General features: G+C 39.2%; 12 protein-coding genes. 11 read left to right on the top strand and 1 reads right to left on the bottom strand.

Translation table 11 applies throughout. From position 1 onward, the window contains the following. The first annotated feature begins 8 nt into the window (after positions 1-8). The 10 genes from WYK_RS10365 to WYK_RS10320 all read left to right on the top strand — a co-directional run bounded on the left by WYK_RS10365 (position 9) and on the right by WYK_RS10320 (position 8,823). On the top strand, positions 9-1,106 hold the full coding sequence (locus tag WYK_RS10365) for a toxic anion resistance protein (RefSeq protein ID WP_040374424.1): 1,098 nt from the start codon (positions 9-11) through the stop codon (positions 1,104-1,106). Positions 1,107-1,219: 113 nt separating this feature from the next. Further along, a complete protein-coding gene (locus WYK_RS10360) occupies positions 1,220-1,831 on the top strand; it encodes a TerD family protein (protein ID WP_040374423.1) in 612 nt (203 codons plus the stop codon). Positions 1,832-1,859: 28 nt separating this feature from the next. Continuing rightward, positions 1,860-2,441, top strand: coding sequence for a TerD family protein (locus tag WYK_RS10355; RefSeq protein WP_040374422.1), 582 nt, complete (start codon positions 1,860-1,862; stop codon positions 2,439-2,441). Between the two features lie 49 nt (positions 2,442-2,490). Continuing rightward, positions 2,491-3,069: a TerD family protein gene (locus WYK_RS10350; protein ID WP_040374421.1), complete on the top strand. Its 579-nt coding sequence runs from the start codon at positions 2,491-2,493 to the stop codon at positions 3,067-3,069. A 93-nt stretch (positions 3,070-3,162) separates the two neighbouring features. After that, positions 3,163-3,939, top strand: coding sequence for a TerC family protein (locus tag WYK_RS10345; RefSeq protein WP_040374420.1), 777 nt, complete (start codon positions 3,163-3,165; stop codon positions 3,937-3,939). 106 nt (positions 3,940-4,045) lie between these two features. Beyond that, positions 4,046-5,242 (top strand): HpcH/HpaI aldolase/citrate lyase family protein, encoded by a 1,197-nt coding sequence (locus tag WYK_RS10340; RefSeq protein ID WP_040374419.1) that lies wholly within the window; start codon positions 4,046-4,048, stop codon positions 5,240-5,242. After that, the gene (locus WYK_RS10335) at positions 5,187-6,647 is read left to right on the top strand and encodes a phosphoribosyltransferase family protein (RefSeq protein ID WP_051387433.1); all 1,461 of its coding nucleotides are present in this window, start codon (positions 5,187-5,189) and stop codon (positions 6,645-6,647) included. Before WYK_RS10340 ends, WYK_RS10335 begins: the two co-directional genes overlap by 56 nt. Next, on the top strand, positions 6,595-7,710 hold the full coding sequence (locus WYK_RS10330; RefSeq protein WP_040374418.1) for a cysteine protease StiP family protein: 1,116 nt from the start codon (positions 6,595-6,597) through the stop codon (positions 7,708-7,710). The genes WYK_RS10335 and WYK_RS10330 overlap by 53 nt, the downstream gene beginning before the upstream one ends. A 7-nt stretch (positions 7,711-7,717) precedes the next feature. Further along, positions 7,718-8,539 (top strand): HAD family hydrolase, encoded by an 822-nt coding sequence (locus WYK_RS10325; protein ID WP_040374417.1) that lies wholly within the window; start codon positions 7,718-7,720, stop codon positions 8,537-8,539. A gap of 41 nt (positions 8,540-8,580) precedes the next feature. Next, positions 8,581-8,823 (top strand): helix-turn-helix domain-containing protein, encoded by a 243-nt coding sequence (locus tag WYK_RS10320; RefSeq protein ID WP_040374416.1) that lies wholly within the window; start codon positions 8,581-8,583, stop codon positions 8,821-8,823. A gap of 99 nt (positions 8,824-8,922) precedes the next feature. Here WYK_RS10320 and WYK_RS26160 read toward each other — a convergent pair whose 3' ends face one another. Beyond that, positions 8,923-10,299 (bottom strand): TerD family protein, encoded by a 1,377-nt coding sequence (locus WYK_RS26160; protein ID WP_040374415.1) that lies wholly within the window; start codon positions 10,297-10,299, stop codon positions 8,923-8,925. A gap of 379 nt (positions 10,300-10,678) precedes the next feature. On the opposite strand from WYK_RS26160, the gene WYK_RS10310 reads away from it, so the two are divergent. Then, positions 10,679-11,893, top strand: coding sequence for an ammonium transporter (locus WYK_RS10310; RefSeq protein ID WP_040374414.1), 1,215 nt, complete (start codon positions 10,679-10,681; stop codon positions 11,891-11,893). Positions 11,894-11,898 lie beyond the last annotated feature (5 nt).

Here is an 11,898-nt window from a genome sequence, read left to right as displayed (position 1 = left end):
GGATTAGTATGGCAAATTTGAAGAGTACTGAAATCTTCGATGAAAACACAAATCAGGTGTCCTTAGCAAAAACGGAAGAACTTAAGGTGCAGCTTCAAAATGATCCTGAAGTTGCCCGACTTGCTCAGCAAATTGACGTGAAAAATCAAATGTCTCTTTTAGAATTCGGTAAAGAACCAGCAATGGAAATATCTAAATTCTCAGATCGTATTCTATCAACAATGAAATCGAGTTCAATGGAAGATTCCAGTGAGCTGCTAAAACAGCTCGGCAAAATAATGGATCGGTTCGACAGCAAAGATTTCGCCCCAGAGAAAAGGGGTCTCTTATCAAAATTATTTAATAAAGGGGAAAAAATGATTGATAAGATCTTTGGTAAATATCAATCGATGGGAGGTGAGATAGATAAGGTCTATGTTGAAATATCCAAGTACCAAAATGAAATGGTGTCATCCACACACACGTTAGAAGAATTGTATGAGCAGAATTTTAACTATTATTTAGCCCTTGAGAAATATGCTGTGGCGGGAAATGCCAAGGTTGAGGAACTAAAAGCAACGCTTCTTCCTGAATATGAGACGCGCGCAGCATCCGGCGATCAAATTGCAGGCATGGAATTAGATACGCTGAGAAATGGTATTGAGGCCCTTGAACAACGAGTTTATGACCTTGAAATGGCCAAAATGGTTGCGTTACAGACAGCTCCGCAAATACGTCTTTTACAGCGAGGAAATACCAAACTTATAGGGAAAATAAATTCGGCCTTTGTAACAACCATTCCAATCTTTAAAAATGGACTTATACAAGCAGTTTCAGCTAAACGTCAAAAGCTTGTGGCCGATTCAATGAGTGAGCTGGACAAACGTACTAATGAAATGCTTATCCGTAACGCTCAAAATATCACTTCCCAAAGTGTGGATATTGCTCGTCTTGCAGGGGCACCAAGCATAAAAATTGAAACTATTGAAGAATCTTGGAGCATTATTATCAAAGGCCTTGAAGAAACAAAACGAATTGAAGAAGAAAATAAACGTACCCGTGAAGAGGGGACTAAGCGTTTAATCGAACTGAAAGAAACATATCAAACAAGGCAGTTGAAAGGTTAATCATAAGAAAAGTAATTTATATTTGTGCAAATAGGCATCAGATGTTACAATAAATATATAATCACGCTGGCGTGAATCTTATAGGGTAGAGAATTCGAGAGGACGTGAACCTATTGGCAATTTCGTTACAAAAGGGACAGAAAATAGATCTTACAAAAGGAAGAGCTGGTTTATCTTCTCTTACTGTAGGTCTTGGCTGGGATCCGGTTACAGCTGAAAAGTCCAAAGGATTATTTGGCGGTTTATTTGGAGGCGGCGGTACAGCTAATATTGACTGTGATGCTTCTGTACTTATGCTTGATGAAAAAGGTAAGATGGCAAACAAAAACAGCCTGATTTACTTCGGCAATCTAAAAAGTGCCGACAATAGTGTTCGACATTCAGGAGATAATTTAACAGGAGACGGTGATGGGGATGATGAGCAGATCGTCGTTGATCTAAAATCGATTTCGCCTTCAGTCCATAAGCTTGTCTTCGTTGTCAACATCTATTCTTGTGTATCAAGAAAACAAGATTTTGGTATGATACAAAATGCTTTTATTCGTTTAGTTGATAATTCTAATAATGAGGAAATGATTCACTTCAATTTAACAGATAACTATTCTGGGTTGACTTCATTATTTGTAGGTGAAATTTACCGTCATAATGGTGAATGGAAATTCAACGCAATTGGTGACGGAACAAAAGATACATCCATCTCGGAAATAGCAAATAAATACGTATAAATAAAAAATAAAAGTGAGGTAATGTAAAATGGCAATTTCTTTAAGTAAAGGACAAAAAGTAGACTTAACTAAATCAAATCCTGGTTTGAAAAATCTTGTTGTTGGTCTAGGTTGGGACACAAATAAGTATGATGGCGGAAACGACTTTGACTTAGATTCATCCGTATTTCTTCTTAATGCATCAGGTAAAGTAGCTTCTGAAAAAGATTTTGTTTTCTTTAATAATCTTCAAGGCGGTAATGGTTCTGTTGTTCATACGGGAGATAACCTTACTGGTGCAGGAGACGGAGATGATGAACAAATCAAAATTGATTTAAGTAAAGTTCCTGCAGAAGTTGAAAAAATTGCATTTACTATTACTATTCATGATGCTGACGCACGCAGCCAAAACTTTGGTCAAGTATCTAACGCATTTGTTCGAGTAGTGAATGAACAGAGTAATGAAGAATTAATTCGTTACGATCTTGGCGAAGATTTCTCTATTGAAACAGCTGTAGTTGTAGCTGAGTTATACCGTCATGGCGGCGAATGGAAATTTAATGCCATTGGAAGCGGATATCAAGGTGGACTAGCTTCACTTGTTAATGATTATGGTCTATCAGCAGGCTGAGTATGGGATTCAACAAGACATACACTTTTTAGTTGAGAGGATGAGTTAAATGACCATTTCTTTAGCAAAAGGCCAGAGAATCGATTTAACTAAAACAAATCCAGGACTAACAAAGGCCATTATTGGTTTAGGCTGGGATACAAATCGATACTCAGGCGGTTATGATTTTGACCTTGATGCATCTGCTTTTCTAGTCGATGCAAATAATGTTTGTACACAAGATTTAGATTTTATTTTCTATAATAACTTACAAGATCCTAGCGGAGCCGTCGTGCACACTGGTGATAACCGGACAGGAGAAGGGGATGGAGATGACGAGCAAATTGTCATTGATTTCTCTAAGGTGCCTTCCACTACTCATAAGGTTGCGATTACGGTAACGATTCACGATGCCGACCAACGAAGCCAGAACTTTGGCCAAGTATCAAATGCGTTTGTTCGCGTTGTAAATGCAGATAATAATGAAGAGGTACTTCGCTATGATTTAGGTGAAGATTTCTCCATTGAAACAGCTGTAGTCATTTGTGAATTATATCGCCACGGTTCTGAGTGGAAATTTAATGCCATTGGCAGTGGTTTTTCAGGCGGGCTGGGTGCCCTTTGTCGAAACTACGGATTAAGTGTTTAAGAAATAAATAGTAAAAAAATATTCGTGATACGGTTTGCCTCCCCGCAAAGGAGAAAAAGCCCGAAGCATGCAAAACCTTAAAGGAGATTTTACATGGACTTTTTTTCAGGAATGATGGACACATACGGAAAGTTCTTTTCGTGGGAGGCAATCCAACAAGTTATTACGGACCCTTCTGCTTGGGCAGTAATTGGTACATTAATCGTTTTGGAAGGTTTACTTTCAGCGGATAATGCCCTTGTTCTGGCGGTTATGGTTAAACCTCTTCCAAAAGAACAACAGAAAAAGGCGTTGTTTTATGGAATTGTCGGTGCCTATATATTCAGGTTTATCGCTATAGGAGTCGGGGTCTACCTCATACAAATTTGGTGGATTAAAATCGCCGGCGGCGGATATCTTCTATGGCTTGCAATTAGTCACTTTCTTAAAAAGCGAAGAGAAAGTGCAGCAGAAGAACATGATGATGAAGAAAAAGCCCTTAGCAAACAAGGTATTTTCATTCGACTATTCGGTAACTTCTGGGGTACTGTTGCAGCGGTTGAAGTCATGGATATTGCGTTCTCAATTGACTCGGTTATCGCAGCGTTTGGTGTAAGTGATCAGATCTGGGTACTTTTCCTAGGTGGACTGCTTGGAGTATTAATGATGCGTGGTGTTGCTCAAATATTCCTGACACTTATTGAAAAGATTCCAGAACTTGAAGCGACAGCGTTTATCTTAATTGCAATTATTGGTATTAAGATGGTTATGAGCCATTGGTACCATGTTGGTGAATTAGTATTCTTCAGCGTGCTAGTGGGTGTATTCCTAATTACATTCATCGTTCATAAGTTCAATCAACGTAAAGTAAGTGAAGTTTCAAATGAATAAATGAAATGAAAAGGGTGAACACATTTGTGTTTTCCCTTTCGTTTATTTTAAAGACTTATCCAGCAAAGGTAGAGAGTGTGTGTCGCAGTGTAAAGGAGATTAACTTATGAGGCATTTTAATTACTTAACAGAGGAAAGTGTTAAAGATATTTTTTATCGAGAACCAATGAATTTTACTAAAGAAAGTTCCAAAGAACTGTTGGCGTTATCACTGGGTGCAACTTTGTATATGCCAGGTACAAGATCCGCGATATGCTCTGAAATTATCGCGCAAAAACATGATGGATTAGTCTCTATGGTAATAGATCTAGAGGACGCGGTTAGTGATAAAGAGGTTGAACAGGCAGAAATGAATGTGATTAACCAGCTTCAACAGCTTTCCGAAAGTATCGATTTAGGGACATGTAATGTTGATGATCTTCCCCTTATTTTTATTCGAGTGAGAAGCTATTTACAAATGAAGCATGTGGCAGATAATTTAAGTAAGGCACTGAGCGTTTTGACTGGTTTTGTTTTCCCAAAATTCACACGATTTAATGGTAGTGAATATTTAACTGCCTTGCATGAAATTAACGAGAAATACAGTATACGTCTATATGGAATGCCAATCTTAGAATCACCGGAAGTAATTTATAAAGAATCAAGAATTACAGAGTTAATCGGTATCAAAAAGCTGCTTGATGAAAACTATGACCTTATTTTAAATGTTCGGATGGGAGCCACTGATTTCTGTGGGCTTTTTGGTATCCGCCGAAGCAGCGACTACACCATTTATGATATTTCCGTGGTGAGAGACTGCATTGCGGACATGGTTAATATCTTTGGTCGCAGTGAAAAAGAATATATTGTATCTGGACCGGTATGGGAGTACTTTTATAAGAGCGAGCGAGTCATGAAACCGCAGTTAAGAGAAACACCTTTTGAAAACATACTAGGTAAAGAGGGACTGGCTATTCGTAAAGAGATGATTAATCAATACTTAGATGGACTCATTAAAGAAGTAATGATGGATAAAAATAATGGCCTGACAGGAAAAACGATTATTCATCCGACTCATATAAAACCCGTACATGCATTTAGTGTTGTTTCTTATGAAGAATACATGGATGCAGTTAGTATTTTAGAGAGTATGGAAGGCGAAGGCGGCGTGTTAAAGAGCCACTTTTCTAACAAAATGAATGAAATGAAGCCTCATTATAATTGGGCGAAAAAAATTCTAAATAAGGCGAAAGTATACGGGGTGTTCCATGAACAGAACTCATACATCGATTTACTCACTGAACAAGAACTTATCCACATTTAATATCTTAGATTCATTATCTGTAGAGGTACACGTAAAAGAAAATCCCTATGACCTTCCACTGGATTATCTTTTTGGAATGGCTGCACGGAAAAATAAAAAACGAGGCTTCTTATTTGTCAGCAAGCTTCTTGGCAAGCATATACCTATTGCACCCGTTACTTCGTTAATAAGCGGGGCACTGCTTGGTATTCGGTTAATAGAAGAGCTATTTAAGCAGCAAGTACCTAAACGCGATGAGATAATTGAGGCACTATTAACTGGTAAAGGGGAAAAGGATCTATACCAGGAACTAATGCGACGTCCATTTGTGCTGCCAGAGGAAACCCTCTTTATCGGATTTGCAGAAACAGCTACATCATTAGGACAAAGTGTTTTTGATTTGTTCGATAACGCAGCTTATATACATACAACTAGAGAAAATGTGCAGGGCTTAGAGTCAGTCATTAAGTTTGAGGAAGAACATTCCCATGCGACAGCTCAAAGTTGTTTTGGGAAAGAAGAACTGTTCAAAAAAAGCGGTCCAATCGTTCTTGTGGACGATGAGATTACGACCGGGAAAACGGCCATTAATATTATCGAGGCTATTCATCGGGAATACCCTCGTGATGAATATGTGGTCGTCTCATTATTAGACTGGCGTTCGGAGCAAGATAAAAAAAGATATCATGAACTTGAGCAAAGGCTAGGAATCACGGTGAAAACAGTAACGTTATTAGCTGGGGAAATTACAGTTGAAGGAACGCCTGTTGAAGAAGAAGGTATCTATGAATACAGTCGTCCATCTGAGCCTATTCGTGCACTTGTAGAGAAAATTCATTTGAATCAATTTAATCAGTTCAAACGAATGAAAGATTTGGAGCTCTCCTCAGTTACGAGTAATGGCGAGATTAATCATGTGCCCTATTCAGCGATGACAGGCCGCTTTAATGGTGTTACCTCAGATGACAGGGCGGATATTAACTATTATGCCCGTAATGTTGGCGAAGAATTAGGCAAAACGCGTTCTGGCGGCAGGGCTCTATGTCTTGGTACTGGAGAGTTTATGTACTTACCAATGAAAATCGCATCCTTTATGGGAGAAAATATTTATTTTCAATCAACGACAAGAAGCCCTATTCATCGGGTTGATCAAGAAGGATATGCTGTTAGAAGTGGTTTTTCTTTCCCGTGTCCGGATGACGATAGGGTAACGAATTACTTTTATAATATAGAATATGGAAGCTATGAAGATATTTATTTATGTATAGAACGCAATGTTGCGGATGAGCAATTATCATCACTGCTTGAAGCATTACAGGAGGTTGGAGCCAAACGAATATTTGTTGTAATCATGAACGAGGGGGATATGTTCAATGACGGTCAAAAACAATTATCAGCTAACGCCTATGGGAAGTTACCCGGCTGAAGACGTAACATTTCTTTTAAAAGACTTAAGTGATGTAATGGAAGAAAGAGGTACAGAAGATCGTGAAGAAGCAATCCAATCAGGTGTTCATTATTCTGAAATGCTGCCAATAGAATATAAACCAACACCGGAGTATATGGAGGTTTACCATCAATCATTAGAAGAATATGCCGGTAAGTTAGCGATTGCAGTTGGTGTCGTTGCTGAAGAAATTGTGAGTAAAAAGGGCAGAGATATCGTCCTTGTTTCTCTGGCTAGAGCAGGGACACCGATAGGTATTTTAATTAAGAAATATCTATCATTCGCATTTCAACTGAATGTGCCTCACTATAGTGTATCAATTATTCGTGGAAAAGGGCTTGATGAACAGGCCATGCGCTATATACTGGAAGATCATCCTGATAAAGAAATTCAATTTATTGATGGCTGGACCGGTAAGGGAGCCATCACTCATGAATTGACAAAGGCTTGTAAACTGTTAAATGAGAAGTATGGTGTTACAGTAGATGATAGTCTTGCTGTATTGGCAGATCCAGGATATTGTGTGGATATCTACGGAACCAGGGAAGACTTCTTAATCCCAAGTGCTTGTCTAAACTCGACTGTGTCAGGTCTTGTGAGCCGAACGGTTCATAACACCAAATTCATTAAACCTGATGATTTTCATGGTGCCAAGTATTATCAGCATCTTGAAGGGGAAGACGTTTCTAATGACTTTATACAGCGTGTGATCTCGGAATTTCCTAAAAAAGAACAAGGGATTAAGGAGCAGCTTCACAAAATAAGAAGTGAACATACTGAGCCAAGCTGGATTGGGTTAGAAAACATTAAACAAATCCAACAAGAATTTTCTATTCCTGACATCAATCATATTAAGCCTGGAGTTGGAGAAACGACTAGAGTTTTACTCCGCAGGGTCCCTTGGAAAATTCTTGTGCAAGATAAAAATGATCCACGCTTAAAACATATAATGCTGTTAGCTAAGGACCGTTCTGTACCTATTGAAGAATATAAGAATATGTCTTATACTTGCTGCGGATTAATTAAGACAATAAGGAGCTAAAAGACATATGATATTTGCCAGCGATCTAGATCAAACAATGATCTATTCAAAACGAGCTTTTCGGCTTAAAGAAGGAACCACCGAACCTTCTATTCGTTTAATCGAAACCTATGAAGGCCGTGAAATTTCGTTTATGACTAGTGCGGCAATTGAATTGCTAAAAGAAGTGCATGAAAAAATGACTTTTTTACCAGTAACGACGCGAACTATTAAACAATTTCAACGAATTACGTTGTTTCAAGAAGAAATTATTCCTGATATGGCCGTGACGAGTAACGGTGGGAATATTCTTGTAAAAGGTCAAGCGGATCAGGACTGGCAGCGATTAATTAGACGCAAGATGAATGAAAGTTCTATGTCACCAGAAGATTTGAAAATGCAATTTAGTGAACTTGCTCATGATAATTGGATTCTTTCGGAGCGTACGGCCGATGAATTATTTCATTATTATATAATTGATCAAGCAGCGGCACCGCTTGAAGAGTTGAAGGATTTTGAAAAAGCGGCAGCAGAAGCAGGATGGAAAATGTCTCTTCAAGGACGGAAGCTCTACTTTGTACCGATGCCAGTGAATAAATGGGATGCCGTTGCACATATTAAAGAGAAAATGGGAAAAACGTTTGTTGCTGCAGCAGGAGATTCTCTTCTCGATTTATGTATGCTTGAAGTTGCTGACCTTCCTATTGCCCCCCTGCACGGAGAGTTAAATGAGGCTGCACTAGGCAAAACTATACTAAGAACTGAGAATCGTGGTCTGCTGGCTGCAGAAGATATCCTAAAGCAGGTGTTAGCGGCTTATGAGAAGAATAAAAAAATATGCGCATCCTAACAAATTATTGATAAAATATATTACAGAGGAAGGTGACTTCTGTGATAAATTTATTTAAACAACAGCCTAACTTAGATGATAAAAATATACTTAGTTCAAGTGATGCCTGTCAAGAATGGGGAATAGAAGCTTCTACGCTGCGTAAACGTATTGATGATTTTCCCTATGGAACGATTCGTAAATTCGGAACATCCTGGGTCGTCACCAGAGAAGGGATGTATGCAGTATTCGGAGAAAAACGAATTAATAGAAGCTATTTTAGCTGGAAGTCAAAAAGAGAGTAAGCGGAAAATAGATTGTGGAGAATTTTCTCTACAGTCTTTTTTTGTTTCAAAAGAAAAACTGTCGAGGAATCCTCGACAGCTTTTTCAGTCATAGTGACATCAAGAAAGAAATTCATCAGGATTTAATCCTAGTTCAAAGCAAATCTCTCTGACTACACGTTGTTCGTTTGGATCAAAGTTACCGTCTGCGTAACCAATTGCAATACAATAGCGGGCTACAAGCCGGGCAACTTCGGGTTTAGATTTAATTCTTCCTAGTGCTTTAAAGGCATCTGCTCGTCCAATAATTTGATCTCTTTCAATTTTCTGTACAAAGAGATTAAATTGTGAAAGGACTTTCTGGGTATCAAAGACGCGTAATTCTTCACTTTGAGTGACGAATTCAGTCATTTTTTGACGTTCAGAAGCGTCAAGCTGTCCATCAGCCATTCCCACTAGTGCGCATGCGGCAACAACAGCGTCCATAGTATCTTGGCTCTTGAAACGGGTAAAGACCTCTTGGGCTTTTCGTTTTTGCTGCACAGCCCATTCTGTATAATCTGTTTGAGATGGCGACCATTTATTTCCGCAGCTATTGCATGTGAAACTGATTTTCCCTTTTCCGATAAAACCGCCTAATAATCCGACAGGTCCAAGAATTAATCCGCCAACTGCTGCTTTTCCTAAACCAAACCCTTTTTTCCCTGTAGTAACGTTAGTAGATTGGCAGCGGGTACAGCGAATCTCATCACCACCATATGTACCTGATCCACCTTGAGTGTTAGGTAACGTTTGGGGAGGGCCTGAATTAAACGTGGCAGGCGGGTTATAATTCTGGCTAGGCTGTTGGAAGCTCGGCTGCTGTTGAGTTTGCTGCTGAAAATTCTGTTGCTGAAAAGGGGGAGGCGTTGGTGCTGGAGCATCATCAACGGTTACACCAAAATTGCGGCATAAGGCGTTGAGCCCTCCTTGGAATCCGCTGGCGATAGCATTGAATTTCCATTCGCCATTGTGACGATAGAGTTCAGCAGCTACGATGGCCGTTTCAACAGTGAAATCTTGTCCAAGATTAAATCGGATTAGTTCTTCGTTTGTTTCCGCATTTACCACTCTGACATAAGCGTTGGCTACTTGTCCGAAATTTTGATTTTTTAAATGTGCATCATGAATAGTAATGGAAAAGGCTATTCGCTGAATTTGGGCCGGAACTTGTCCAACGTTTATCCGAATTTGTTCGTCATCATCAGCCCCTGCACCTGTACGATTATCTCCGCTGTACTGGATGGATCCATTTCCGCCAGAAGGATTGTTATAGAATACAAAGTCAAGGTCACTTTGGACTTTTCCATCAACACCTGTTAAGAAAGCGGATGCATCTAAATCATAACTACCACCAAACTGATTAACATCCCATCCTAGGCCTACAATGACAGTCTGTATTCCTGGATGTGACTTGGTAAGGTCTACTTTTTGACCTTTGCTAAGGGTAACCCCCATAAATATTCACTCCTAACTAAATTTAATAGGAATTTAGATCCACTTGCAGGTAATGAAGATAAGTGTGGATTAAATCCTGCTGATATCCTTATTGTACCTGATTTTCAGGTCCTTGTAATTTATTTGTACTAGCGAATTTCCTTTGCCCTCTATAAGAACCTGTATACTGAATCTGCCTTTTTTGCCCCTCCAATATAAATGGCCGCTCCTTTATAGTAATGAAAAATACATACTTTTTCACTAGTCATGTAAGGTTATCTAACTAATAAATAAAATATTCTAAAAATTCGTTGATTTTTTGGTTCTTTCGTTATATGATAATAAACATCACATATTAATGTTATATAAACTAACATAAAGAAAAGAGGGGGATGGGTTTATGCAAGCAGCAGATACGGTATTTATGTTTTTGGCGACAATGATGGTTTGGATTATGACACCAGGAATTGCACTTTTTTATGGGGGAATGGTAAAAAGTAAAAATGTCTTGAATACGGCTATGCATAGTTTTATGCCGATGGCGGTTATATCAATTCTGTGGGTGCTTGTGGGATACTCCTTATCTTTTTCACCGGGTAACTCAATTATTGGGGGATTCGAATGGATGGGTCTTAATAATGTAGGGTTTGAACCAGGACCTTATAGTGAGACAATTCCCCATAATTTATTCATGTTATTCCAAATGACTTTTGCGGTTTTAACAGTATCCATTATTGCAGGCGGAATTGCTGAACGTATGAAATTTTCGGCTTTCTTACTTTTCACAATCTTATGGTCGTTAATTGTTTATGCTCCAATTGCTCACTGGGTTTGGGGAGGCGGTTGGTTAGCTCAACTGGGTGCTTTAGATTTTGCAGGAGGAAACGTGGTTCATATTTCCTCTGGTGTAGCAGGTCTTGTATTAGCGATCATGCTTGGGAAACGGAAAGGTAAATCGGAAAGTGCGCCGCATAATCTGCCTTTGACATTTCTTGGAGCAGCACTGATCTGGTTTGGCTGGTATGGATTTAACGTCGGTAGTGCTCTTTCTATTAATGAAGTCGCTATGAATGTATTTGTGAATACAGCGGTCGCAGCAGCAGCAGGTATCATTGGATGGTTATTAGTTGAATATATTGTAAACAAAAAGCCGACGATGTTAGGTGCACTATCTGGAGCTATTGCGGGTCTTGTAGCAATTACTCCAGCCTGTGGATTCGTGACCACACCATCATCCATTCTAATTGGGGCAATCGGTGGGGCTGTTTGTTTCTGGGGCGTTTCTTATCTGAAAAGCAAGCTTGGTTATGATGATGCATTAGATGCTTTTGGGCTTCACGGGATCGGTGGAACGTGGGGTGGTATCGCAACAGGCTTGTTCGCTACAACTAAAGTAAATGAAGCAGGAGCAGATGGCTTATTCGCAGGAGATTTCAACTTACTTTGGAAACAGCTTGTTGCTATTATTGCTACTTATATTTTCGTAGCTGTCCTAACCTTTGTTATTGCTAAGCTGGTTGGTTTTGTAACCTCTCTACGGGTTAACGAAGAGGATGAAACAATGGGCTTAGATCTAACGCTTCATGGTGAAAAGGCATATCACGAATCATTATAGACGAT

Source organism: Peribacillus psychrosaccharolyticus ATCC 23296 (assembly GCF_000305495.1).
GTDB lineage: Bacteria > Bacillota > Bacilli > Bacillales > DSM-1321 > Peribacillus > Peribacillus psychrosaccharolyticus.
The sequence above is the reverse complement of the archived record's forward strand: the minus strand, read 5'-3'. Positions and strand labels throughout refer to the sequence as shown.

What these genes read in the sequence shown, in the direction of transcription:
- WYK_RS10355 (WP_040374422.1), top strand. Translation starts at nt 1,860, where the DNA reads ATGGCAATTTCTTTAAGTAAAGGACAAAAAGTAGACTTAACTAAATCA.
- WYK_RS10310 (WP_040374414.1), top strand. Translation starts at nt 10,679, where the DNA reads ATGCAAGCAGCAGATACGGTATTTATGTTTTTGGCGACAATGATGGTT.
- WYK_RS10340 (WP_040374419.1), top strand. Translation starts at nt 4,046, where the DNA reads ATGAGGCATTTTAATTACTTAACAGAGGAAAGTGTTAAAGATATTTTT.
- WYK_RS10350 (WP_040374421.1), top strand. Translation starts at nt 2,491, where the DNA reads ATGACCATTTCTTTAGCAAAAGGCCAGAGAATCGATTTAACTAAAACA.
- WYK_RS10335 (WP_051387433.1), top strand. Translation starts at nt 5,187, where the DNA reads ATGAACAGAACTCATACATCGATTTACTCACTGAACAAGAACTTATCC.
- WYK_RS26160 (WP_040374415.1), bottom strand. Translation starts at nt 10,299, where the DNA reads ATGGGGGTTACCCTTAGCAAAGGTCAAAAAGTAGACCTTACCAAGTCA.
- WYK_RS10330 (WP_040374418.1), top strand. Translation starts at nt 6,595, where the DNA reads ATGACGGTCAAAAACAATTATCAGCTAACGCCTATGGGAAGTTACCCG.
- WYK_RS10325 (WP_040374417.1), top strand. Translation starts at nt 7,718, where the DNA reads ATGATATTTGCCAGCGATCTAGATCAAACAATGATCTATTCAAAACGA.
- WYK_RS10345 (WP_040374420.1), top strand. Translation starts at nt 3,163, where the DNA reads ATGGACTTTTTTTCAGGAATGATGGACACATACGGAAAGTTCTTTTCG.
- WYK_RS10365 (WP_040374424.1), top strand. Translation starts at nt 9, where the DNA reads ATGGCAAATTTGAAGAGTACTGAAATCTTCGATGAAAACACAAATCAG.